General features: G+C 63.0%; 19 protein-coding genes and 1 tRNA gene. 4 read left to right on the top strand and 16 right to left on the bottom strand.

The features are described 5' to 3' along the window. Positions 1-108: 108 nt before the first annotated feature. The 5 genes from OXI69_13465 to OXI69_13445 all read right to left on the bottom strand — a co-directional run bounded on the left by OXI69_13465 (position 109) and on the right by OXI69_13445 (position 4,623). Positions 109-1,950, bottom strand: coding sequence for a transketolase (locus OXI69_13465; GenBank protein MDE2667151.1), 1,842 nt, complete (start codon positions 1,948-1,950; stop codon positions 109-111). A 19-nt stretch (positions 1,951-1,969) separates the two neighbouring features. After that, positions 1,970-2,746, bottom strand: coding sequence for an exodeoxyribonuclease III (locus tag OXI69_13460; GenBank protein MDE2667150.1), 777 nt, complete (start codon positions 2,744-2,746; stop codon positions 1,970-1,972). 90 nt (positions 2,747-2,836) lie between these two features. After that, positions 2,837-3,184, bottom strand: coding sequence for a 4a-hydroxytetrahydrobiopterin dehydratase (locus OXI69_13455; protein ID MDE2667149.1), 348 nt, complete (start codon positions 3,182-3,184; stop codon positions 2,837-2,839). A gap of 534 nt (positions 3,185-3,718) precedes the next feature. Then, the gene (gene rpsD, locus OXI69_13450) at positions 3,719-4,315 is read right to left on the bottom strand and encodes a 30S ribosomal protein S4 (protein ID MDE2667148.1); all 597 of its coding nucleotides are present in this window, start codon (positions 4,313-4,315) and stop codon (positions 3,719-3,721) included. After that, positions 4,312-4,623 carry a hypothetical protein gene (locus OXI69_13445; GenBank protein ID MDE2667147.1) on the bottom strand — a complete coding sequence of 104 codons (312 nt, stop codon included), beginning with the start codon at positions 4,621-4,623 and terminating at the stop codon, positions 4,312-4,314. Before OXI69_13445 ends, rpsD begins: the two co-directional genes overlap by 4 nt. A gap of 163 nt (positions 4,624-4,786) precedes the next feature. Between OXI69_13445 and OXI69_13440 the strand changes: the two genes are divergently transcribed. Then, the gene (locus OXI69_13440; GenBank protein MDE2667146.1) at positions 4,787-5,014 is read left to right on the top strand and encodes a hypothetical protein; all 228 of its coding nucleotides are present in this window, start codon (positions 4,787-4,789) and stop codon (positions 5,012-5,014) included. Between the two features lie 43 nt (positions 5,015-5,057). Here the strand turns inward: OXI69_13440 and OXI69_13435 are convergent, their stop codons facing one another. Both OXI69_13435 and OXI69_13430 read right to left on the bottom strand, forming a co-directional pair. Then, on the bottom strand, positions 5,058-6,134 hold the full coding sequence (locus OXI69_13435) for a TIM barrel protein (protein MDE2667145.1): 1,077 nt from the start codon (positions 6,132-6,134) through the stop codon (positions 5,058-5,060). Positions 6,135-6,220: 86 nt separating this feature from the next. Beyond that, positions 6,221-7,462: a sialidase family protein gene (locus OXI69_13430; protein MDE2667144.1), complete on the bottom strand. Its 1,242-nt coding sequence runs from the start codon at positions 7,460-7,462 to the stop codon at positions 6,221-6,223. Between the two features lie 325 nt (positions 7,463-7,787). Here OXI69_13430 and OXI69_13425 point away from each other — a divergent pair, with 325 nt between their 5' ends. Then, complete coding sequence (locus tag OXI69_13425; GenBank protein ID MDE2667143.1) at positions 7,788-9,440, top strand: glycoside hydrolase family 127 protein; 1,653 nt, start codon at positions 7,788-7,790, stop codon at positions 9,438-9,440. 29 nt (positions 9,441-9,469) lie between these two features. Here the strand turns inward: OXI69_13425 and OXI69_13420 are convergent. The 8 genes from OXI69_13420 to OXI69_13385 form a co-directional block, all read right to left on the bottom strand. Continuing rightward, a tRNA-Pro gene (locus OXI69_13420) sits at positions 9,470-9,546 on the bottom strand. A gap of 45 nt (positions 9,547-9,591) precedes the next feature. Next, positions 9,592-10,254, bottom strand: coding sequence for an RdgB/HAM1 family non-canonical purine NTP pyrophosphatase (rdgB, locus tag OXI69_13415; protein MDE2667142.1), 663 nt, complete (start codon positions 10,252-10,254; stop codon positions 9,592-9,594). Positions 10,255-10,310: 56 nt separating this feature from the next. Then, positions 10,311-11,027 (bottom strand): ribonuclease PH, encoded by a 717-nt coding sequence (gene rph / locus OXI69_13410; protein MDE2667141.1) that lies wholly within the window; start codon positions 11,025-11,027, stop codon positions 10,311-10,313. 10 nt (positions 11,028-11,037) lie between these two features. Beyond that, positions 11,038-11,676, bottom strand: a complete 639-nt coding sequence (locus OXI69_13405; GenBank protein ID MDE2667140.1) for a GerMN domain-containing protein — start codon at positions 11,674-11,676, stop codon at positions 11,038-11,040. 17 nt (positions 11,677-11,693) lie between these two features. Then, the gene (locus tag OXI69_13400; GenBank protein MDE2667139.1) at positions 11,694-13,193 is read right to left on the bottom strand and encodes an N-acetylmuramoyl-L-alanine amidase; all 1,500 of its coding nucleotides are present in this window, start codon (positions 13,191-13,193) and stop codon (positions 11,694-11,696) included. A 316-nt stretch (positions 13,194-13,509) separates the two neighbouring features. Next, on the bottom strand, positions 13,510-15,207 hold the full coding sequence (locus OXI69_13395) for a hypothetical protein (protein MDE2667138.1): 1,698 nt from the start codon (positions 15,205-15,207) through the stop codon (positions 13,510-13,512). After that, positions 15,207-16,661: a DUF1501 domain-containing protein gene (locus OXI69_13390; GenBank protein MDE2667137.1), complete on the bottom strand. Its 1,455-nt coding sequence runs from the start codon at positions 16,659-16,661 to the stop codon at positions 15,207-15,209. The genes OXI69_13395 and OXI69_13390 overlap by 1 nt, the downstream gene beginning before the upstream one ends. Positions 16,662-16,739: 78 nt before the next feature. After that, on the bottom strand, positions 16,740-19,274 hold the full coding sequence (locus OXI69_13385; protein MDE2667136.1) for a PSD1 and planctomycete cytochrome C domain-containing protein: 2,535 nt from the start codon (positions 19,272-19,274) through the stop codon (positions 16,740-16,742). Positions 19,275-19,492: 218 nt separating this feature from the next. Between OXI69_13385 and OXI69_13380 the strand changes: the two genes are divergently transcribed. Beyond that, positions 19,493-20,683, top strand: coding sequence for a Gfo/Idh/MocA family oxidoreductase (locus OXI69_13380; protein MDE2667135.1), 1,191 nt, complete (start codon positions 19,493-19,495; stop codon positions 20,681-20,683). 213 nt (positions 20,684-20,896) lie between these two features. Beyond that, positions 20,897-22,618, top strand: coding sequence for a glycoside hydrolase family 18 protein (locus tag OXI69_13375; GenBank protein MDE2667134.1), 1,722 nt, complete (start codon positions 20,897-20,899; stop codon positions 22,616-22,618). On the opposite strand, the gene OXI69_13370 is transcribed toward OXI69_13375, so the two are convergent. Further along, complete coding sequence (locus OXI69_13370; GenBank protein ID MDE2667133.1) at positions 22,615-23,694, bottom strand: hypothetical protein; 1,080 nt, start codon at positions 23,692-23,694, stop codon at positions 22,615-22,617. The two genes, OXI69_13375 and OXI69_13370, sit on opposite strands and share 4 nt — an antisense overlap. Between the last annotated feature and the right edge of the window lie 131 nt (positions 23,695-23,825).

The raw sequence follows: 23,825 nt of genomic DNA, 5'->3' as shown, positions 1-23,825 counted from the left end.
GCGGCGCCGCAAAGCAGCGCCGAATGGCGAAGGCTGATGCGGTGGGGGGTAAGGCTCGCCGCCTTCCCAAACGACGAGACGGTTCATAAAGTGTCGAACGGGGATGTTTCAGTCAAGCAGCTCTCTCACCCTGGCCACAATCCGATTGGCGCTGAGACCGTAGTATTCCAGCAACTCGCCGGGTTTGCCTGAGCGGGGAACCTCGCGAACAGCCATCTTGTGGACGCTGATATCGTGATTGGCCACAGCGTTCAGCACGGCATCCCCCAGGCCCCCTTCGCTGTAGTGCTCTTCCACCACAACCACGGTCCTCCCACGGGCAGTGGCCGCCTCGACCAGGCCTGCCTCGTCCACCGGCTTGACGCAGTAGGCATCGATCACCCCGACCGGGATTCCCTCGGACAGGAGCTGGTCGTGGGCTTTCAGCGATTCGTGGAGGGTCACCCCGGCAGCCACCAGCAACAATCGGTCCCCTTCGGAGGACCGCAACAGCTTGCTGCCACCCACGCGAAAGACCTCCCGGTTGTCGTAGAGGACGGCCGTCTTGGGCCGGCTGGTACGAATGTAGACCAGGCCGCGGTGCTCGGCGGCCAGAGCCACTACCCGCTCGGTCGAAACGGCGTCGCAAGGATAGAAGACCACCGAACCGGGCAGGGAGCGGAACATGGCCAGATCCTCCAGACCCATCTGAGAAGGCCCGTCCTCACCGATGGAGACGCCGCAGTGAGACCCGACGCACTTGATGTTGGCCTGGGAAATGACCCCCATTCGCAAGTGATCCATGCCGCGTCCGAAAAAAGCGGCAAAAGTGGAGGCAAAGGGGATCTTGTTCTTCTTGGAGAGGCCAACAGCGGCGCCGACCATGTTCTGCTCGGCAATGAAGCATTCGAAGAAGCGATCGGGAAAGACCTGCATGAACTTCTCCGAGAAGGTCGAGTTCTTGGTATCGCCGTCCAGAGCCACCACGTTGTCGTAACACTCTCCGAGCTTGACCAGCGCGCTGCCATAAGCTTCCCGGGTGGCTACCAGATCGCCCCTCTTGAAATCGGGTTCCCTCAGGCGGGCTTGAGGACCAATGGCGACTTCGGCTTCCCCGGAACCGCGAAAGGGCTCGGGAGCCGAATTCAGCGGGAGCTCCTCCAGGGCCGCGTCGAGCTGATCTCCCTTCTTCAGGGCCTTGCCGTGCCATCCATCCCGGTTTGCCAGCAGCGATACTCCGTGCCCCTTCTCGGTCCGGGCCAGCACGGCCGTGGGGCGGTCTTCCACCCCGTCCGCTTCTTCAAAGGCCCCAATGATCTGGTCGATGTCGTGTCCGTCGATGGAGACGGCATGCCAGCCGAATCCGGCGAACTTCCGGGCATGGGCCTCCACGTCCCAACCGTGCATGGTCGCCTGACTCTGCCCCAGGCGGTTGATATCGACGATGGTCACCAGGTTGTCCAAGCGGTAGTGGGCAGCCATGGCCACCGCTTCCCAGACCGACCCCTCGGCACTCTCGCCATCCCCCATCAGCACAAAGGTCCGGCTCCCGGACCGATCCAGGAACTTGGCGCTCAAGGCCATCCCCACACCTGCCGATAGACCCTGCCCCAGTGAACCGGTGGCCACATCCACCCACTTCGACCGGGGCGTGGGGTGGCCCTCCAAGTCGCTCCCGAATCGCCGCAGGGTTAGAATCCGGTCGGCTTCGATCAGACCTGCCTCCACCCAGGCGGCGTACAGGAGAGGAGCCGCGTGTCCCTTGGATAGAATGAAACGGTCGCTGTCGAGGCTGAGCGGGTTTTCGAAATCGACCCGCATGACATGAAAGAAAAGGGCTGCTGCCAGGTCGGCGGCAGACAGACAGGAGGTGGGGTGCCCCGAGCCGGCTTCGGACGTCGCCCTCAGGGAACGGACCCGCAGGCGAGTGGCGATTTCCTTCAAGCGGTTGTGAAGTTGGTGGTTGTTCATAGGCTTGATCGTGTCACCGTCAGGCGCCGAGCTCAACCAGGACCGGAGCATGGTCCGAGGCGGTCAGCCCCTCTTTCTTTTTTCGATATTCCCGGTCTATGCCGGCCGACCTGATCCTCTCTTTCAACACCGGAGTCGCCAGCAGAAAGTCGATCCGCAGTCCCTGATTCTTGTAGAAGGCCCCCGCCCGATAGTCCCACCAGGAGAATGCTTGCTCCCTGGGGAACAGCTCGCGGTAGGTGTCCAGCCAGCCCCACTCCAGCAGCCGCCCAAACCGGATCCTCTCTTCATTGGTATGAAAAATTTTCCCGCTGAATTCCTCTTCATTCCAGGAATCCAGGGGGGTGGGACAGATATTGAAATCCCCGCACAGAACGGCGGGCTCAGACGGATCCCATCGCTCCTCCAGATGATTGGCCAGAGAATCCAGCCAGGTGAGCTTGCGAGGGAAATCGGCATGGGCCACGCTCTTGCCGTTGGGACAGTAGAGTGTGGTGAATTTCAACCCGCCCACCTCGGCCGAAATCAGGCGCGCACCCATTGCCTCCTCTCCGGGTAGCCCCTTTTCCGGGACTCCGGGAGGTTGGCGGCTCAGGATGGCTACACCGTTCCAGGCTTTCTGGCCATGAACCAACGCGTGGTAGCCCCGCGCCTTCAATGCCTCGAAAGGGAAACGCTCCTCGGCCATTTTCAACTCCTGCAGTCCAACCAGGTCAGGCTGACGGTCCTCCAGCCAGCGCAGGAGAAAATCGAACCGCGCACGCAGCCCGTTGATGTTCCAGGTGGCGACTTTCATGACAGAGTCCAAACCGGGGCCCGGGAGCAGGAACCCACTCTTGCACCTGCCTCGCGGGGTGAGGACCCGAGAGAGACATGCGACTCAAGTTCAGGGCTCGAACGGCTCCACCGGAAGTTCGTCGATCTTGGCCGCCAGGATCAGGTCCTTGACCGAGATGCCGCCCACCGAATGGGTCCAGGACTCGATCCTCACCTGCCGGTAGCCCTCCAGATGCAGATCCGGATGGTGGTCCTCAGCTTCGGCAAGCTCGGCCACACGTCCGAAGAACTCGATGCCGGCCACAAAATGCTTCACCTTCCAGCAGCGCACAATGCGTTTGCCATCCGAGCTGGTGTTCCAACCCGGCAATTGCGCCAGAGCCGAATCGACTTCAGCGGACGACAATACCGACACCTGGCGGACGGATTGGCAGCTTTGGGTTTTCCAGTCGGGCATAACAGTCAACTCCCCTCTTCGGTCTGCAGAGTGCACTGGGCGCGCTCTGGTCGGTCCTCTTCCCCCCAGCCCGTGCTCGCGAGTGCGGAGCGAAGCATCCACTCCGGTCGAGGCAGCACGCGCAAAGGAGGAATTGCCGGCGCCCCGAACGCGCCGTGGCGCACCAAGAAATGCGGGTGAACACCCAAAAGAGTTACAGCGGTGTCCCCAATGGTCCACATTTCTCCACAAAGTGCAGTTTGGTAATAATTTATTGTTCGTCGTCGCGGATTGGGCCGGTCAGGACGTATCGTGAAATTCAGCCCAGTCCCGTACAACAGGGTGGGTTGGAAATTGTGGTCAAAACCATTGCCACACCACGCCGAATCAAGCGTCGAGACAAATTCGGCAAGTGTTCCCGCCGTGGGACTCGTGGGCACAGGGTTGCAGCATCATTACCCGGCAGGACAACCGGAGCTACTCGAAATACCGCCACGCACCAATGCCACCGGCTGGAAGGCACACTTTTTTGAGGGCTAAACAGACTCGCCGGCGTCAGCGGGAGTAGAACTCGACCACTTGCAACACGTCGCAGATCACTGGGATCTCGTCACGCATCGGCTCGCGAACCTTCGTTACTTCGAATCCGGACTCCGCGGCCTCCAGATAGGACGGCGAGCTGTCGATGCCTGCGCCCTCCTGAAAACACTGGAGCTTGCGCGACTTGTCCCGGATGCTCACCGTCTGACCGGGCCTGACCGAGTAGGACGGAATATCGACTCGGGCGCCTTGCACCTCCACGTGTCCGTGGTTGACAAACTGCCTTGCCGCGTAGATGGTGCGCGCCCATCCCGTGCGGTAAACCACCGCATCGAGCCGGGATTCGAGAAGACGCATGAGGTTGTCGCCGGTCGCCCCTTTCGAGCGAGAGGCTTTCTTGTAGTAGTTCCGCATTTGCCGTTCGTGAACGTTGTACTGAAAACGGAGCCGCTGCTTCTCGAGCAGCTGTTTACCGTACGGCGACATCTGACGACGCCGAACCCCGTGTTGCCCCGGGCGCTGAGCTTTTTTCTCCAGGGCGATCTGCCCCTTGGGGGTCAACGCCACTCCGAGCGCTCTTGACAGACGGACTTTCGGACCGGTGTATTTCACGATTCCTCCCGATCGCGTTGCGCGATCACTTCGAACCAACTCACGGCGGCCATTTCACCGGTATACGCGAGATCGGGAATACGGGCTTCCTTCAAGACCTGCGGGAGCCAATCGTCAATGGGCTCGCCGGTCAGCTCCGGCCCGTTGCCCCCGTCCAAGCGGCGTCCGATAAAGCGGTCGTCGTACCTCCCTCTTGATCGATCGAACTTGTAACCGTCGGTCGGCCAGGTCCCGACGAACTGTGAATTCCCTGGGGACTCAACCGCCTTTAATGGCGGAGGCGATTGCCCGTCGGGGCTTTGCCCCACCCTGCAGGCGCCTTTCCCGAATCGTCCACCCCCTTCCGCACACAGGCTCCAGGAGGTGTTCAAAATGAGACTGTGCCGCAGTCTCAAACTGCGGAAGTGTACTGCGGAGCCGCTTCCAGATCAAGCATTCGTTGGAAGGTGGCTCAGAGCTGCGCCGAAAACGTTGCGGGTCAACCAAGACGGCGGTTTCGGCAAGACCCAACGGCGGACAACCACCCTCGATCCGGATCCATTGGCCAAGGGGTCCAAGGATTCAGCCACCTTCGATCAGCCCGGGAGCCGTACCCGAGAGCGGGGTCCGGGATTCCCGGACTCCTTCGAGGTGGAATGGAGAGGCGATACCATGGTGGCCATGGACCCCAGTCCCTCCCGGCCCATCGCTCTCCAATGATCTGCGAGTCTCACCGAAAGAACTGGCCGGCGCGATAGGACGGTCAGCCCCCCTCTTCGATCTGTTGTATGAGAGATTGAATCTTGCCGAAGTTGATCCTCATCGCATCCAGGTTGGTGCCTCCGGCAGGACGGAAATGGCTGGCGACCATCAGAACGGCCTGGCTCCGGTGGCGGCGCAGATTCGCAAGCACCTCGGCATAGCCCACCGACCCCTCCCCAAGAGGCCGCCACTCGAATTGCCCCTCGACTCCGTCATGCACGTGAACGTCCTTCAAATGCAACCCGTGCAGATAGGGCCGCAGATTGGTAAAACCGGCTGTGGCGACATCCCACTCACCGATCAGCACATTGTCCGCCGGAGACCACTGGACCTTCAACCGGTCAGAACCGAGTTCTTCCGCCAGCCGCCGAAAGTTTCCGGTCGAACTCATGTAATGGAAAGGCCGCATCCCCAGCACGACCTCCACGCCGTACTTGTCGGCCTGCTCCAGAATCAGGGTGAAGGCGGCCACCAGCTTGCGCAGGTCGACCTCGGCGATGACGCCGCCCCGGGTCAACCACTTCATGGGCCAGGTCGGCGCCTTTGTCCAGCTCCCCTGGCCCGCGGACCATTCTCCGGGCCAGCAGAAACCGTAGCAATGCACGGCTCCGACCCCCAACCGGGCGGCAATCTGCATGGATCGAACCAGCCCATCGAATTCACTGCGAAATTCAGCATCTTCGAACAGATTGTGCGGGGTAAGCCCGACCAGTCGGGTGTTGTGAAAGGGACGGTAGGCGCAAATCTGATAGAGCTTGAGGCCACGCCGGGCGACGCTTTCACCCATGGCATCGGCCTCGGCGTCACTCATGGTGGCGATGCAGGGCTCGCCCCCGGGTATGCCCGAGTCGCCACCCGGTCTGGAGCCTTCAAACCACACGTATTCCGCACCCAGCTCCCTGGCGGCGTCCAACTCCTGGGCAAACGGCAACTTCAGTTCGCTGAGCCATATGCCGAGCCTGAAGCGATGATCGCTTCGATCGGCCGGTTCGGGCGAAGCAGCCGCTGCCTTCGTCCGCGAAAGCAAGGAAGCCGAAACGCCCCCGGCTCCGCCAACCAGAAACTCTCTTCTGTTCATACCTGACGCTCCCGACTCCGTAGCAGTGAAGGATCGATTGTTACCGTCCTACCCCCGATTCGCGCCGGGGGGCGGCGGTTTCCGCGTTACGGCCGCGCTCGGACCCACTCCTCGTCAAAGCTGGCAACGGTGAGACGCCCGGGGCGGTAGTTGTTCTTTCCATCGGTGCTGCCCCGTTCATAGAAACAGAGCAGAGTGCCATCGGGCAGTGCCGCCAGATCGCTGTAGCCGCTGAATTCCCGTTCCAGAATGCGGTGGTACGGCCAGGTTCGGCCCTCGTCGTGACTCAGCTTGATGGCCATCCTCACCCGGTCTCGAGGACGCCCGGCGATTTCCCCGCCCAGGCGACGGGAGAGGTTGTGGGGGTTGGAAAATGCGATGAGCCCCGGCTGCGCTCCCCTGGGACGGCGGACGCGCACGATGGCGGCCATGCAGATGGGTTCCAGCAATGCCTCATCGAACCGCGGCCTGGACCAACCGCCGGCCCCGTCGGGACCGACGGTCACCAGACGGCGATGCTGCTTCGACTCGCTGCGCGTGTTCAGCATCACCCGGCCGTCGCCAAGTTGCACCACGATGGTCTCGCTGGGGTGGATGGAGTCGGGGGTGTCGGGCACCGCGATCTCGCCCCGCTGCCAGGTCATTCCATGATCGTCGCTGAAAATGGTCGAGGCCACCGAGGGGCGATGGGCGTGCTCTCCGGTGCCCAGTGAAAGCCAAACGGGAACCACCAGCCGTCCCTCGTAGGGTCCATGACGCAGTTGAATGCCGTGGCCGGGTCCGGTGGCGATGACTTTCCAGTCATACTCGGACCGAAAGGCGTCAAAGGTGGATGTGATCTCGACAGCCTCTGTCCAGGTGGCTCCCTCGTCCCGGCTGCGCATGTAGAAGCAGCGCATATACTCCAGGCAGTAGAGAAAATGCAGGCTGCCGTCCTGGTAGTCGACGATGGCCACCGGATTGTTGACGGTGTTTTCTCCGGGCCTGTCAAGTTTCTGGGCAGCCGCCACCGGGTTGAGGGGCTGGTTGCCCTCCACATGCACCAAACGCCGGCGGGGCAGCCAGGTCTTCCCTCCATCGGTGCTGCGGCGCAACATCACGTCAATAGTCCCCCAGTCGCCGGAATCCCCTTTGCGGGCTTCACAATAGGCCAGGACGGTGCCGGCGGGGGTGACTACGATTCCGGGAATGCGGTAAAGCTTGTACCCGCCTTCACCGGCAACAAACAGATCGGTCTTCACCACTTGTCCGGCCCGGGCCACCGAATCGGCAGTCGGCGACAGCAGCGCGCAGAGGAAGATTCCGAATGGCAGCCAGACGTATCTCATCGACTCGTGCATGGTTCCCGGTGCAGGAGGGAAAGCCCGGGGTTCCGGACAACCGCTCCGAGCGGACTGGAGAGGCGATCCTCCGCCGCCGGAAACTCGTCCGGCATTCTATCAACAAGGAGCTGGTCCGACAACACCGGCCGCCCTGGCGTCAGAACGCCGGCGGGCGGGCTCAATGCCCCGGTTGAAAAACCCGGAGTTTGCCACAATAATGAGCCGTAGGGCAGCCTCGGCACACCTCCCCCGCACAAGCTGCCGATAGCCAATGGAACTCCCGCGGGGAGGCCCGTGCGCCGGGGCGGGAAGCCCCTTGGGGAATGACACGATGCAACGTCGAGAATGGCTTGCCCAGACCGGCTTGACCCTGATGGCCACCCGGCTCGCCCCGGCAGCCGGACCACTGCCTTCGGGCGGAAGTGAGAACCAGACCAGGCTCAACCCCTGGCGCCTCCAGGACGCCGACCTGCGTTCCTACATGCTGCTGGGGGTGCGGCACATCTACAGGAGCGCCATCAACCGCAGTCGCGGATGCCTTCCCTACGTCCGCTTCAACCTCACCGAGGAACCCACCTGGGCCCGACACGAGTACTGGGGTTCACCCCACATGGTGGGACGCTTCCTGGATGCGCTGGCCGTCTGTTCCCCGATCCTGGATCTGCCCGCCGACCGCGAAGCCGTGGAAGGGTTGCAGCGGTTGCTGCACGAGTCGGTCGACCATCCCTCCGGGTTGGCCTTTGACACCCTGCCCGGCCCGGACGGCAAGCGGACGGCTGCCTTGCACCACTCCCGCGAGGTCCTGCTGGGGTTGCTGGGTCTCCGGAGGTGGCAAGGATCCGAGCCCTCCATCCAACTGGCCCGACGATTTGTGAGGAGGCTGGAAGAGGTGACCCGGGCCACCGGTTCCTTTCCCTCGGACAGGTACTCGGAGCAGGGTTGGATCCCCTCTCCGACCCGCAAGCTCAATCAGACTTCGGGACGGTTGATCGGGGCCCTGGTGAAGTACTTTCGAGCCACCCGCGATTCCCTGGCGGTCGATCTGGCCGTGCGTTTCGCCGAGGCCAACATCGAGGCCTGCTTCACCTCCAAGGGCGAGTTGACGCCGGATGCCGGCGAGCACCTGCACTCTTCGGAGGGAACCATGACCTCGCTGATCGATCTGGGATTGCTCACGGGCGAGCAGCGATACCTGAACATGGGACGCCTGCTTTACGACGTCGGCTTGCGGCGCTGGCGGACCTCCTGGGGCTGGGCCAAGGAGAGCAGGACGGATCAGCCGGGCCGTGGGGAGGCCAACAATACCGGCGACTTCGTGGAAGCCGCCCTGCTGCTGGGCAGTAGCGGGCTCCCCCACTATTTTCAGGACGCCGAGCGAATGATTCGCAACGGCTTGCTGGCCGCCCAGGTGGTGACAACCGACTGGATTCCGCAATCCTCCCTGGCCGACACCGGGGACTACGCCTACGCTAAAATTCGGGACCGGGCCCGGGGCGCCTTCGCCTTCACGCTGCCCAACGCCTACCACTCCTACAACACCGATCTGATGGGCGGAGCGCTGCAGTCATTGGCCGAAGCCTACCAGGCCAGCGTGGTGAGGGAGGAATCGGGAGTGTGGGTGAACCTGCTGTTCAGCACCGACACCCCCTGGCTCCGGGTGCGTTCGCAGGTGCCTCGGTCCGGCTGGCTGCGATTGGAGGCGCTTCAGGAGGAGCGGGTGAGGGTTCGACTGCCGGATTGGATCCCGGCGGAAACGGTGCGGCTGCAGGGGACCGGCAATCCTGAAGAGATCCGACCGGAGGGAGCCATCCTCGACCTGGGGCCTTTGGCCAAGGGGTCCAAGGTCACAGTCACCTTCGATCAACCTGGTCGCCGGACCCGGGAGCGGGCTCCAGGATTCCCCGACCCCTTCGAAGTGGAATGGAGAGGCGATACCATCGTGGCCATGGAGCCCGGGCCTTCCCGGCCCATCGCTCTCTATTGACCCAAGCCCGCATTTTCCATCGGAAGAACTGGTCGGGGCGAGAGGATTTGAACCTCCGACCCCCTGCGCCCAAGGCAGGTGCGCTACCGGGCTGCGCTACGCCCCGTCCGGTTTGCCGAACCACCCAAGCTAGCCGATGGGCACCCGGCTGTCAAGAGATGGAGCGGGCGTGGAGATTGTGCCCGAACAGCGCCTGTCGCAGTTTTCGCAGGGCCCGGCCACGGTGGCTGATGCTCAACTTCTCCCCCGGACTCAATTCCGCCAGGGAACAGCCCCGCTCGGGAACCTGGAAAATGGGGTCGTAGCCAAATCCATTGTCCCCCCGTAGATCGCGTCCAATCACGCCCGGCAGAGTCCCTCGAAAGACCTCCAGCACCACCCCTCGCCGAGCCAGCGCGATCCAGCACTCGAATCGGGCCGTCCGCCTGGCATCCTCCACCTGGTCCAATTCCTCCAGGATTTTGCGGCAACGTTCCGCGTCGCTGGCCTGCGCGCTGAGGTAGCGGGCGGAATAGACCCCCGGGCGGCCACCCAGCGCATCCACCAGCAGCCCCGAGTCGTCGGCTATGGTCGGGAGCTCGGTATATCGGCTGTAGTGGACCGCTTTCTGGCGGGCGTTGGCCTCGAAGGTGGTTCCCTCTTCCGGAGCCGTCGTCACCCCGGGAACCGCCTCCAGAGATTCCAGATCGACCGGCGCCATCGCCAGCGACGACATCATTTCCCTGAGTTTGCCCCGATTGAAGGTGGCCACCAGCAACCGGGGCCCCAGGGAAGACGGCGACCAGCGGCGAGTCGGTTTGGGCTCGGTGGACACGTTGCAGGTCTTTCGGGATGCGCCGACGAAGCGATGCGAAGCCGGTTACAACTTGGTCAGAACCGGATCAGGCTCTTCTGGATCTCGACCAGTCGGGCTATGCCTTCGGCAGCCAGATCCATGAGGATGCCCAGGGCTTGGCGGGAAAAGGGATCTCCTTCAGCCGTCCCCTGCACCTCCACCAGCGAGCCGTCGCCCGTCTGGACTACGTTCATATCGACCTGGGCCCGGGAATCCTCTTCGTAGTTGAGGTCCAATAACGGCGTTCCTGCCACGACACCCACGCTGGTAGCTGCCACATAGTCCTTGATCGGCAGGACCGGCAGGGTTCCTCGTTCCACAAGTCCTTGTAGAGCCAGAGCCAGCGCCACAAAGGCGCCGGTGATGGAAGCGGTGCGGGTCCCGCCGTCCGCCTGGATTACATCGCAATCCACCCAGACGGTCCGTTCTCCCAGATCCTGCAGGCGCGTGACGCTCCGCAGCGAGCGGCCGATCAAGCGCTGAATCTCGTGAGTCCGGCCCGAGACCCTGCCGCGACTGGATTCCCGAGGGGTACGGGTATCGGTAGCCCTGGGAAGCATGGCGTATTCGCTGGTAACCCATCCCCGATTCTTTCCCCGCAGGAAGGGCGGCACCGAATCTTCGATGCTGGCCGCGCAAATGACCCGGGTCTTCCCCACCGCAATCAGCACCGATCCCTCGGCCCCTGCAATGAAGTCGGGCTGTATGGTTACCGGGCGCAGCTCCCTGCTCTCCCGCCCATCGGTGCGCATAGGGTTCCTTTCAATACTTCTGCACTTCGCTGATCGCCGGATCACCGTTCCCGTTTTGCAGTGCCGTCATGCTCAGATCCTGTGGCAGCGGTCTCCTGAGATCGATGTGCCCCGCCAGGGTGTCGGCCTCGGCTCCGTCGATCAGGATCTGAACTTCGCTCACCGGCGGCAAATTATAGGTCAGGGAATTCACCACCGAGTAGATGGAGGAGACTTCACCCGTAATCCCCCCGGGATGCCGGACACTCGCCTCCCCGGTGACGTCCACCACCAGCAAGCCCGCGTCAGCCCAATAGACCTCCCGCAACCGGGTTTCCGAAGGCAGCGCCGGCAGGTGACCGGAGAGCGAACCCTTGATCAGGGCCACCAGGATCTGCTTCGCTTCCAGGGTGACCTCTTCGGAAGCGTAGATGTCGCGTTCCTCCGTTTCCAGCCGGCCGTCCACCTCGCCGGAGGCGAAAAAGAGAACGACCTTTTTCCGGGGCGCGGTGGCTTCGAACGCCGGCTCGTCCATCAGTGCGGGCGCCTGCGCTTCCGGAGGCAAGCCGGCCAATCGCTGGACCTGACGCTGCAGATTCATGAAGTAGACAGCTCCCCCGACCAGCAGCAGCACCAGAACCATCATACCCAACCTGATATGGCGAGGCATAGGTAGTGTCCTGTTCCTTAGCGAGCCATGGTCGCTTCATCGATGGGGCGAAACTGTTGCAGGGCTGTCAGCACGGCTACGGCCACGCCGTTTTGAAAGGGTTCGGTCAGCACCGTTTCCCTGAACTCGTCCTGCTTCACGTTTCCAAGCTCCAACAGGACTGCCGGCATCGCCAGCGGCGACAGCAGCCTCAAGGGCGCATGCCGAAAGCTCAGCGGGGCGCCGCCGTTGAAGCGCTCGTTGGTGACGGCCTGCAAGATTTCGGCCAGATGGAAACTTCGATGGAGCACGGCCGCCTGGGCTCGATCCCAAGGTACCAGCTCGAACGCGGCGCCCTCGCCCCTTTCCGGCGCAAAAACTTCCCCCGGGGGCAGTTTCGCCAGATAGACATAGGTTCCGGAAGAAATCGGCGAGGCGCTGTTTCCCAGGTGTATGCTGAGAAACAGATCGGAGCGGCTGCGATTGGCCTCCCGCGCGCGATCTTCCAGCGAAAGAGTCCGATCCTGGCCGCGAGTCAATACCGTCTCCACTCCCAGCCTGCTTTCCAGCACCCAACGCACCTTGCGAGCAATGGAAAGGGTGACATCCTTTTCGTAGACACCCTCCCCCACCACAATGCCACGGTCGGCGCCCCCGTGTCCTGGATCGATGGTGATTCGCCTCCAACCGGAAGCCTGGGGCCGCCTTGTCCGCCGGAAGGACCGCCTTGGTTCCCCAGCCGTTGTCGAGTCCTCGACGGTTGGCCGGAATGCGTCCACCATGTAGGCATTTTGGCCGGCCAACCGGGTCAGGCGAGTCTGGACGGATTCGTCTGCCAGAGAGACCACCAGCCGGCTCGAATCGCCGGTTTCTTCAAACGAGACCCCAGCGATCCGATCATCCCGATAGGAGATGACCTCCGTTCCGGGCGGATCGATCGGGGATGCGCCCAGCAGGAACAGAATGCGGCGCTCCTCGCCACGGACCCGGATCTCTCCGGCGTTTACCAGGGAAACGACCAATCGACTGGCCTCATCGGTGGTGCTGGCGCTGAGATTGATTCGAACGAAATCCCGGCCTCCGGTCAACCATCGATTCCCGGAGGGAGAAACCCTGATGGCGGGTTTGAGCACCCGGTTCAGTACATCGGGAACAAAGCCACGCGGAGTCAGCCAGCGGCCTTCATGAAACAGGACCGGCGCTGCCAGGCCGATCGAGCTCCGATTCAATCGAACCCGCACGCGGTTGCGAGTCAACTCCACCACGTCCCTGCCGGCGAAGATCCGGAGAAACCCCGCCGAGCCGCTCTCGGAATAGGCCAGGTCGAGAATGCGCAGGACATCCAGGATGGGGACATAGCTCCGACCTTCGACGGAAACCAGGGGCAGCCGAACCCGTCGCTGCTGATGAAAGATCAGCAACTCATCGGGCGCCGCATCGGTCGGGTTTAAGCTGGTGAGTCCAACGGCCAGGAGCAGGCAAAGCAAGAAGCCCACGGCCTTGCCGTTCGCAATATTCCAGGAAAACCAGCCGATCATTTTTGGACTGAACCACGAATGGACAGGAAGAGACTCAAACGAGCCTGTTGCAAAATTCGGCAGTAGTCTGTTTGCCGGAAATGGCCGCAAAAGGCACAAAAACACAATTTGTGACTTTTGTGCTTTTTGTGGTTAGACAGCATTTTTCACGAGGTCGCACCCGATTTTGAAAGAGGCAGAACCTCAGGTCTGCCGGCAAGATGGCCTGCCCCGTTGCGAATTTTGCAAAATGCTCAATGAAATGAGCAAATGGAAGAAATGTTGCTGGAGACTAAATCCGGGGTTAGTGGCCCTTCGTGGATTTCTCCGTTACCCCTCAGGCGCTGACGAAGACTTCCACTTCGTCGATCAGGATGTCCCGGGTCTGGTCCGGATCGCCGTCGGTCAGCCGCACCTCCAGCCAGTTGTCGCCGAACTGCGCCGGGGGCTCGGTCAGATCGAACCAGAAGGTGGAGAAGGGACCGGGAAGGTCGGGCACCGGGGGCAGGCCGGAGCTGCTGGTGGAGTTGGGATCCACGATGGCCTTCAGGTCCGAGCGTCGCTCGTCGCTGCGTCTTCGCAGCCGTGAATCGGGTACCGGCGTTCCGTTGACCCGGACCTGGAACCGGTCTCCGTCGACGGCGTGATAGGCTCGAAACAGCAACGAGGCCCCGCGGGAGCGCCCGACGTGCTCACAGATCCGGAATCGATATTTCCCGTCACTCCCCGGAGTTCCCCGTTTGAGTACCATCTTGTCCGCCTTGACCGCCCCGGTAGCGGTCTTGTCCACGCCGAACCCCAGGCACCCGGCCCAAACTGGCTCGAAGACATAGTGGCGGTTGCCCCGGGCCAGGTCCCGCGGTTCCCGGGTCTCGGCCAGGCCCCGGAGCATATGAGGGTAGAAAGGCTCCCATGAGAGGGGCACGAAGTGGTTGTAGAAGAAGATGCCGTCGGCGCCGGCGCCGTACATGTTCATGGCCAGGGCTCTCTGCTGGTCCAGGGTGATGGGTTGCCCCCCCAGGCGGCGCCTCATGCGAATGCTGCTCCAGGGAAGCAGCCCCGGGTACAGCAGGCAGGGACCGGTGCGTGTCAGCCGGGAAAAGGCTTCCAGGGGCAAATTGGGCTCGCAGTACATGGTGTCTGCGGGAGAGATGTAGTCGATGAGCTCCTCCGCGATCCAGGCAGGCACGTCCAGCCCCATGGTGTCGCACTCCTCCAGGGTCTGGAAGACCCGCGCCCCCAGCAGCAGCTTCCTGTTTCTTTCCCTTCCCTTTTCATCGAGCATGCGTCGAATGCGCCTCACGAGCCCGGTCATCAGGTCCTTACGCTCTGGCCCCTTGCCGGGAGGGAAGTAGAAGTGATCCCGGAAGCACAGCTCCAGGCCGTCCACGTCGAAACGATCGACCAACCCGACGGTCACCGAAAAGAGATACTCCCGCACCGGGTCGAAAGTGAAATCGAAGGGAGTGCTCAAGGCGTAGTAGGGACCGGGCGGCGTTTCCCGAATCTGCCACTGGGGATTGTCCACCAGGAAGGAGGCCCCCGCTCCCACGCCCTGGCGGATGGAAACGTGTCCGTGGTTGTCGTTCACGCGGAGACCGGCCAGAAAGGTCATGCCCCGCCGGCGGCATTGATCCAGCAGGATCCCCAGGGGCTGCTTCCCTCGATCCAGCAGAGGCAGGAAGCGTCGGTGCTGGGGTCTGGCGTCATAGTCGAACCCGGGGCTTCGCCAGTAGGTGGTCCACCCTTGGGTGTAGGCCTCCTGAATGAACAGATCCACCTGCGCCGCGGCCAAAGTGTCGACCCATTTCCTGAGGTCCCGCTCGGATACCGGATCGGGCAGGTGCCTGCGGGCGATGCTGGAAGGGTCGCTCACATAGAGGATGCGCCGCGAGCCCCTGGGGGAAAGACTGCCCAGCTTGACCGGAGGAGAGGTCACCTGGCCGGATTGCGAACAACCCGCGTGCGACCAGGCGGCGGTGGCCACCGCGGCTTCCAGAAACCCCCTGCGCGAAAGATGGCTGTTACAGGACACTAGACCATCTCCTTGATGATCTTGCCGCCCAGGTCGGTGAGGCGCTTGAACCTGCCCGCGTGGTAGTAGGTCAGGCGCATGTCGTCCAAACCCATCAGGTGAAGGAAGGTGGCGTGCAGATCGTGGAGGTGGTAGGGATTCTCGACCGCCTTCTCGCCCAGCTCATCGGTGGCCCCCACAACCGTGCCTCCCTTCACGCCGCCTCCGGCGAACCACATGGGCATGGCCGTCTTGTTGTGTTCCCGCCCCGGGGCCTTCCAGTTGAGAGGCAGGCTCTGGGGAGTGCGCCCGAATTCGCCTCCCCAGGCTACCAGGGTCTGATCCAGCAGGCCCCGCTGCTTGAGATCCTTCAACAGGGCCGCCATGGGCCGGTCGGTTTCCAGACCCCGCAGGCGGTGCTGGCCGGCGATGTCCTGGTGGGAGTCCCAGCCCCGGGAGTAGATCTGCACGAAGCGCACGCCCCGCTCCACCAGGCGTCGTGCCATCAGGCATCGTCTGCCCATGGGCTCGCTGATCTTGTTGTCGAGTCCGTACAGCTCCCGAATGGCCGGCGGCTCCTTGTCCACGTCCAGGGCTTCCGGAACCGTCATCTGCATGCGGAAGGCCAGTTCGTAGTTCTTCATGCGAGCCCAAAGGTCACTCTTCAGCGGATGTTCTTGCAGGTAGGGCCGGTTGAAGTGATTCAGCAACCGGATATTGGCTTCCTGCTGTTCGGCGGTGGTTCCGGCAGGGGGCTGCAGATCCACGATGGGAACGCCCTCCGACTTGAGGGGGGTTCCCTGGTAGATGGCCGGCAGGTACCCGTTGGACCAGTTCTGAGGACCTCCGAAACCCCCGGTTCCACTGATCGGAAACACCACGAAGGCCGGAAGGTTTTCATTCTCGGTTCCCAGCCCGTAGACCGTCCAGGAACCCAGCGAAGGACTGCCGGGCAGAGCTTCCCCGGTATTCATCAGAAAGGTGGCCAGGGAGTGGGCGTCGGAGTCGGTGTGAATCGACCGCACCACCGCCATGTCGTCCACGCAGGTTGCCAGATGGGGAAACATGTCCGACACTTCGGTGCCGCACCGGCCGAACCTGCTGAAGCGAAACGGACTTCCCACGTAGAGCAGCTTTCTTCCGGAGGTGCGCTGCTGGGCGCCATCGAAGGCCGGGGTGCCGTGGTACTTGTTCAACAACGGCTTGGGATCGAAGGTGTCCATCTGGCTGGGACCGCCGGCCATGAACAGGAAGATGCATGACTTGGCCCGGGCCGGGCGGTGGCCCTCCCTGGCCGCCAGCGGGTTGCCGTTTGCGCCGGCGCCCAGCAAGCCCTCCCGGAACAGCATCGAGGAGAGGGCTACGCCTCCGACACCACGCCCCAGGCGATAGAGGAAATCCCGGCGGCCCAGCGCACCCAGGGAAGGGTCAGCCGCTTCGAACCGACCGCAATATTCGTAGTTGAGATTCTTCATGAGTTGTCTTCCGAGTTTGGATTCCCGCGTTCTTTCCTTCAGGATTCCCGGGGAAAGCCCGGCGACTCCGGCGAAGCCTCACTCCAGAAAGATGAACTCGTTCATGTTCAACAGAACCAGGCAGAGATCGGCCAGACGGTCCTGGTCTCCGGCGGAGAGCGGCAGCCGCGGCGAGGCGTCCGAGCCCACGCCCGGAGCGGCCGCCGGCCCTTTGGCCAACTCGACGGGTGTCTGTCGGGCCGTCAGGGGCCGGGTCAGAAAGTCCAGGCCGCGGGATCGTTCCCCGGGCGTGGGATCGCGTTGCAGGGCCAACTGGAAAGCCCGCTTCAGTTGGGATTCGGGGTCGGATCCCGCCTCTCGAACGATCCTGCCTGCCATCCTGCGACTCTGCTCGTGCACGAAGGGGTTGTTGAACAAGGCGAACACCTGGGGGGCGACGGTGGTCACCTGCCGCCTCCAGCAGCTTTCGTTCAGATTGGCTCCGTCAAAGACGTTCATCATGGGCAGTTGAAAGGACCGTCCCTGCCACATGTAGACGGTGCGCCGGTTCCTTTCCTCCCGGCTGGAGGGTTTCCACCAGGTCCCTCCCTCCCACAGCAGGTCTTCCTCGACCTTGGGGAAGAACCCCGGTCCTCCGATGGTGGCATTCAACTCCCCACTGACTGCCAGGATGCTGTCCCGGATCGCCTCGGCCTCCAACCTCAGCGGATTGCTCCGCCAGAAGTAGCGGTTGTCGGGATCCCGGGAGCGGTACTCCTCGGCTCGGGGGCTCCGGATCGACTGCCGGTAGACATTGGACTGCAGGATCAGCCGATGCACGGTCTTGATGCTCCAACGGTTCCGGACGAAATAAGACGCCAGAAAATCGATCAGCTCGGGGTGGAGGGTCCCCGATCCGTTCCGTCCGAAATCGCTGGCGGTCCGCACCAGTCCCTCGCCGAAATGGTGCTGCCAAATTCGGTTCACCATGACTCGGGCCGTCAAGGGATTGTCGGGGTGAGCGATCCACTCCGCCAGCGTCTGCCTGGGATTCTGTCTGGGATTCTCGCTCTTGAACGGAAAACCGGCTTCAACGGCGCTCAGGAATCCCGGTTGCACCGCCTCCCCCCTGGCCTTTGGGTTGCCGCCCTGCAGCAGGTAGGTGGTGGGCATGGCGGGGTGAGGCCGGCGAGCTCCATAGCCGCTCTGGATCTCCCAGGCGGTGTGCACCCTGGACTTGAAGTAATCGCGGTGGCTCACGTTGCCGTAGGCGGTGTTCTGTCTCTCGATCAGGCGATAGAGTTCCCGCTCCTGCCGGGTGAACAGAACCCCTCGATTGAGGGCGGTCTTCAGTTCGCCGGCATCGCTCGGCGGCACCACCCCGTCCTTGAGGTCCTGCCCCCCAACCAGGTGGAATGGCTTTTCCAGGCGCTTCAGAAATTCCGCCGTGGTCCTCTCCTTCAGTTCCTTGCGCTGGTCCAGCTCCTGCTGCCAGGCTTTGGCACGCCGCTCCCATGCCTCGGGATCGAGGCTCGGGCCCTCGTATTGTGTAAAGGGAAGGTCGGCCTCACCCACGGTGAGGGAGGCAAAGAAGGCCTCGGTACGGAAATAGTCGCGAGCGGGAATGGGGTCGTACTTGTGGTCGTGACAGCGAGCGCACTCCAGGGTGAGCCCCAGGAAAACCGATCCGGTGGTGGTGACCAGATCGACCAGCAGATTCTGCCGCCCGGCGTCCTCTCCGACGACCCCCAGGTTGAGGAAGCCGAGGCCGAGCCTGCCCTCGGCGCCGTAAACCGCATACAGATCGCCGGCAAGCTGCTCCTTGACAAAGCGGTCGTAGGCACGATCCTGATTGAAGGCGCGAATGACGTAATCCCGGTAGCGCCAGATGTGGGGACGGGGATAGTCGGGACCGCCCCCTTCGGTATCGGCGTAGCGAACCAGATCCAGCCAGTGCCTGCCCCAACGCTCCCCGTAGTGCGGGCTGCGCAGCAGTTTCTCGACCTCCTGCTCAAAGGCGTCCTCGGCCGGGTTTTCGAGAAACCGGACCATGGCCTCAGGGGAAGGCGGCAGGCCGATCAGATCGAAATAAACCCGCCGCAGCAGGGATCTCCGGGAAGCCGGCGGCGCCGGTTCCATCCCCTGCGTCTCCAACTTGGCCAGGATCAGCGCATCGATGGGGTTTCTCACCCACTGCCGGTTTTGGACTGCCGGGATGGCCGGCGGCTTCAACTCGGTGAAGGGCCAGGCTGCACCCTCACTCCGACCAGTGTCTGCCGGGGGCGGCAGTCGGTCGATCCAGGCCGCGATCAGGGCGATCTCCTCCTCCGGCAGCGGCGGCTCTCCCAGGGGCATGGCCGGCTGCTTCTCACCCCGAAGGTATTGGATCAGGGGACTGGCCTCGGCATTGCCGGCCAGGACGGAGGGGCCGTTGAGAGCGCCTCCCCGAAGAATGGCCTCCGGCGTTTCCAGCACCAGGCCGCTATTGTGGGTCCGGGAATCGTGGCAGGAGAGACAGCGGGTCTCCAGGATGGGTTTGATCTGGGTCCGGAAGAGGGACGAGGTGTCTTCAGCCGTGCCTGTGAGGGCCGCCAACCCGGTGAAAAGAACCACCCCGATTGAGATCGGTCTCAACAACTCGCACCCCACCCGGAAAATAAGTCACTATAGTGTAATGCCATCGCTATCGACAGAACAAGCCAACCCTCATAGAATGACGGCATTCGATCCGGGCACTCTGAACCATACTCTTGAGCGGGCAAATTCCCGATGCCCCGCCGTCCGATTCCAGGGGGAGCCGGCCGGCATCCGGTTCCGGCATCGGTCGCCCGCAGACCGGAAGGGGGAAGGCCATGCGGAGACGACACTTTCTTCAAACAGCACTGACTGCCGGCCTTGCGGTGGGAACGCCTCCTGCTGCCGGGACTTCCGGACCGGGCCCCGGGAAGGCCAGGTATCGTGCCGGGGTGATCGGCCTGGGCTGGATGGGACTGCTTTACGACCTGGCGGAGCGCATTCCCGATCGCTTCGACGTGGATGACGCCAACCGGCCCACGCCCGAGTTGGACATCCACCGAAGGTTCCACCACCACGACCACCCCGGCACGGAAGGGCTCCCCACCTCCTATGCGGAAGCGCTGTGGGATCGCCCGGAAGTGCAACTGGTGGCCGGAGCCGACCGCGACAGGAAACGGCTTGAGGCCTTTGGCCAACGCTACGGCATCCAGACCCTCTATACCGACGGTGTCGAGATGATGGCAAAGGAAAAGCTCGACATCGTGGCCGTGGCTACCAATACCAAGGGTCGGGCCTTTCTCACCACCAAGGCGGCGGAGTTGGGGGCCAAGGGCATCTTCACCGAGAAACCCATGTGCCATACTCTGGCGGAAGCCGACCGTATGGTCCAGGCCTGCGCCGAGCGGGGAGTCGCTCTCAACTGCGGCGCCATCACCACCACCCACCCTTCCTTTGCCAGGGCCAGGGAGTTGGTGCAGCGGGGGGCCATCGGCGAACTGGTTTCCATCGAGGCCTCAGGCCCCGGGGCTCAACATCAGAACTGGTCCTACTTTCTGGACGGCCAGCCGGCCTGGGTGTGCGGGACCGGGGATCAGTCCAGAAGAGAATCCGGAAGCGACGAGTTCAGGGGTCAGGGAATGATGGTGACAGACAACGGCCGGGTGGTCCACTTCCGCAGGGGCGCTCCCGGGGTCCGTCTCTGCGGCAGCAAAGGGGAGATGACCTTTTCCTTCGTTCCCGGCTGGCAGCTTTGGCAGGAGGCCAAGACGCCGGCGGGAAACGGACGGGTTCCGATGCCCTGGCCCGCCCCCCAGTTCGTCCCTCCCTACGGCGCCGTCTACAGCCTGGCCGATGTGGTGGACTGCATGGAGGGCCGGCTGGACGAGCCCAAAAACTCGGGACGCCGAGTGGCCGTGGCTCTGGAAGTGGAGATCGCCCTCAAGCAGTCTTCCAAAAAGGGGGGCGCTCGAGTCGACCTTCCCCTGTCCGACCGTTCTCTGGGGCTCAACTACGACTGGTTTCGGTAAGTTCCACCCCCGCCCTGGCGGGTAGATCGTTCGAGGAAGAAACTGCCAATCTCTTTTGAAGATGAACCACAAATGGACACGAATGAACACGAATAGGGATAGATTCCTTTCAGTTTTTCTTCGTGTCCCTTTCTAGTCCTTGGTGTGTCTTCGTGGATAACTCTTTTTGCCCCGTCGCAAGCAGCGCGAAACCGGTTTGTTTCAAATAGGTCCATGTCCCTCCCCAACGACTTTCCGATCAGCCGGCGCCGCTTTCTCCTGGCGGGAGCCGGAGGGTTGGCCTCCCTGGCCGATTCCAGCAGGTGTCAGGGGCGCGGCTCCAGGCCTGGCCGGCTCCTGTTCAACTGCGATGGATCCATGATTCACTGCTGGGGGCGCGCCGCCTTGCCTCAAAACAGCGGACCCTTGAGCCGGAGGGAATTTACCGACCTGGTCTTCACTCCCATCGAGAACAGCGGCGTCGATACCCTGCTTTTCAGCTTTGGCAGCGGCAACGTGGCCGAGTACCAGAGCAACGTCCTGGAATGGCCCGGCGAGGCCGACCGGTTCCAGTTCCCTGAGAGCAGGACCTGGCACGGAGGCATCGAGGTCGATCCCAAGGACCAGTACCTGAACCCCAAGAGCCTGGCCGACTCCGGCCATAACCCGCCTCAGATCATCGTGGATGAATGTCGCCGGAGAGGGTTGAGGGCCTTTGTGTCGCTCCGGATGAACGATATCCACGACGGGCAGCACCCCCGGGGCACGCTTCCCAACCCCGAGCTGCCCACGTTCAAGAGAATCAACCCCGACTGGCTGGTTCCCGATCTGGATTGGTGGAGCGCCCTTAATTTCGAGGTGGCTCCGGTCCGGGAGCTGAAGCTCCGAGTCATCGAGGAGTTCTTCGATCGCTGGGACTTCGACGGCATCGAGCTCGACTGGCTCCGGCACACCTTCTATTTCCCCCGGGGCCTGGAGCGTGAAAAGGGCAAGTATCTGACCGAGTTCATGCGAGCCGTGAGGCGGAGTCTGCGGCAGAAGGCGGCCATAAGAGGCCGCCCCATCGAGATCGCGGTACGGGTGCCCGAGAGGGTGGAATGGTGCCTGGAAGGAGGATTCGAAGTCCCGACCTGGATCCGGGAGGGGCTGGCCGACACTCTGATTCTGGGTCAGGGGCTGACCGAGAGCCGGGGCCTATCCGGGTTCAGAGAGCTTATGGGCGACCGCCGGCTGCCCATCTATCCCAGCCTCTATCCCTTTGGCAACGGATATGCCCTGTATCCCGACGAGGCGATTCGAGGCAGCGCCGCCAACCTCTGGCGGGGCGGGGCCGACGGACTCTACACTTTCAACTGGTTCTTTTACGGGAAGTGGCGCAGCCGTCTGCTGGGGGAGATTGCCGACCCGGCCCTGCTCAGGGACAAGGACAAGCGCTACACCCTGGTGCAGCGCTTCGAGGCCCACCGAACCGGCCGCTCCCCCCGTTACGATTCGGTCCGATTCAACACCATGATCAAGGCGGCCCCGCTTCCCTTCACCCTGGGCAGGGCGGGAGCGTCCCAAACAGTCACCCTGCCCATCGCCGACGAGATCTCTTCCGCATCCAGCCCCCCCCGCCGGGCCGAGCTGCTGGTCGGCCTGGAAGGATTGCCGGGAGACGTACTGGAGTTAACGCTCAATGGCCGCCTCCTCGAACCGGAGGAGTTGGACGCGGTGGAGGACTTGGCACGGATCGAATGCCACCTGGTCATCCCCCCGAGTCAGGGAATCCTGGGATTCCCCCCCCGGCGACGGCTGGATATGGACTTCGACGGGTTGCGCTTGCAGGTGCCGGTGGCGCGGTTGACCCGGGGCGACAACCAACTCCGGCTGCGCCTCAAGCAGCGCCGCCCGGGCGCCGATCGACCGGTGAGGGTGAGCCGAATCGAGCTCTCGGTCGGCTACGGTTCCGGCTAGGATTTGGCGGAGAACATCGACTCGTCGATCCAGCCGGGCCGGAAGTGGCGGGGGGACCAGTCCATCGGCACCTCGTCCACCGGGAACAGACTTCCGTTCCTCTCCAGGTAGGAGTAGTAGCCGGCCAGAAACACCTGGGTCTTCTTGCGAATGACGTCGAAGGGCTGGTAGCTGTCCCCCTGGAAGGTTCGCTGCATGTCCATGAGCTGAGGGGCGAAGTAGTAGTAGAGAGTCTCCCTCCGATCCGGGCTGCGGTCCATGGTGATGGTCTCAGTTCCCTTGTCCCCGGTGACCTTCAGGTAGAGATGGTGGGTGCCGGAAACCCCGTGCAGGGCGGCCAGGAAGGGGGGTTGCCCTTCCCTCCCCTTGAACAGCATGGTGTCCTGCAGGTAGGTAGCCTTGCGCTCGTCGTCGGTGAAGAGGGAGACCTTCTCCACCTCGTAACCGAGGGCTCGCAGGATGAACCACTGAATGTGGAAATGGGCCGGATATTCGTCGGTGAAGCAGAGGCCGTGAACTCCCTTGATGACTCCCACGTTGCCCAGGCGGCCCTTGAGGTAGGAAGCCTGGTAGTAGTGCTCCTGCACGCTGGTGGCCATCAGCGGCGTGCCCTGTTTGGCGGCCAGGTTCAGGATCGCGTCGATATCGCGCAGGCGGTAGCTGAAGGGCCGGCTCAGATAGGTGGGCACCCCCGCCTCCACGTAGGGCCAGGCCAGGCGGTGCTGCCAGGGCACCTCGTAGAGCCCGCCGAAGCCGATGGCGTCCACCTTGCCCAGCATCCCGTCGTAACGGTCCACCGCCACGCAGCCGTACTTGTCCGCAAACTCGCGGGCCAGCTTGGGGTTCACATCCCAGCAGTGGGTGATCTCCATGTTGAGCAGACCGCCGCCGAACAGTCCCTGGGAAGCCAGGATGTCGGCCCAGATTCCCCAGAAGGTGTACTCCCCCACGTTTAGCGCCCCCACGCGAATCTTTCGAGCCGCGGGCCTGGAGGGTTCGGCCCGGGCCTGAGAAACGGCCGCAGGCAGCCAGGCCCCCGCTGCCATTGAAGCCAAAAACGAACGGCGATGGGTCATGAGTCGCTCCTTTTTCCAGGATTCGAGCTTATTTGAAACAAACGCCGCAACTCAGGAAGCCACAAGATTGCGGCGTCGCGTATGCCCCCCTCCGCATCAGCCTTCGCCTGCGGCTCGGCTTCTGCGACTCC

Source organism: Acidobacteriota bacterium, from assembly GCA_028875575.1.
Classification (GTDB): Bacteria; Acidobacteriota; Terriglobia; order Versatilivoradales; family Versatilivoraceae; genus Versatilivorator.
Note: the sequence above shows the minus strand (reverse complement) of the source record. Positions and strands in the feature narration are given on the sequence as shown.

Coding starts and splice junctions, on each gene's coding strand:
- OXI69_13465 (MDE2667151.1), bottom strand. CDS start 1,950: ATGAACAACCACCAACTTCACAACCGCTTGAAGGAAATCGCCACTCGC.
- OXI69_13435 (MDE2667145.1), bottom strand. CDS start 6,134: ATGAACAGAAGAGAGTTTCTGGTTGGCGGAGCCGGGGGCGTTTCGGCT.
- OXI69_13405 (MDE2667140.1), bottom strand. CDS start 11,676: ATGCCTCGCCATATCAGGTTGGGTATGATGGTTCTGGTGCTGCTGCTG.
- OXI69_13370 (MDE2667133.1), bottom strand. CDS start 23,694: ATGACCCATCGCCGTTCGTTTTTGGCTTCAATGGCAGCGGGGGCCTGG.
- OXI69_13380 (MDE2667135.1), top strand. CDS start 19,493: ATGCGGAGACGACACTTTCTTCAAACAGCACTGACTGCCGGCCTTGCG.
- OXI69_13430 (MDE2667144.1), bottom strand. CDS start 7,462: ATGAGATACGTCTGGCTGCCATTCGGAATCTTCCTCTGCGCGCTGCTG.
- OXI69_13455 (MDE2667149.1), bottom strand. CDS start 3,184: ATGCCCGACTGGAAAACCCAAAGCTGCCAATCCGTCCGCCAGGTGTCG.
- OXI69_13375 (MDE2667134.1), top strand. CDS start 20,897: ATGTCCCTCCCCAACGACTTTCCGATCAGCCGGCGCCGCTTTCTCCTG.
- OXI69_13425 (MDE2667143.1), top strand. CDS start 7,788: ATGCAACGTCGAGAATGGCTTGCCCAGACCGGCTTGACCCTGATGGCC.
- rph (MDE2667141.1), bottom strand. CDS start 11,027: ATGCGCACCGATGGGCGGGAGAGCAGGGAGCTGCGCCCGGTAACCATA.
- OXI69_13390 (MDE2667137.1), bottom strand. CDS start 16,661: ATGAAGAATCTCAACTACGAATATTGCGGTCGGTTCGAAGCGGCTGAC.
- OXI69_13460 (MDE2667150.1), bottom strand. CDS start 2,746: ATGAAAGTCGCCACCTGGAACATCAACGGGCTGCGTGCGCGGTTCGAT.
- OXI69_13400 (MDE2667139.1), bottom strand. CDS start 13,193: ATGATCGGCTGGTTTTCCTGGAATATTGCGAACGGCAAGGCCGTGGGC.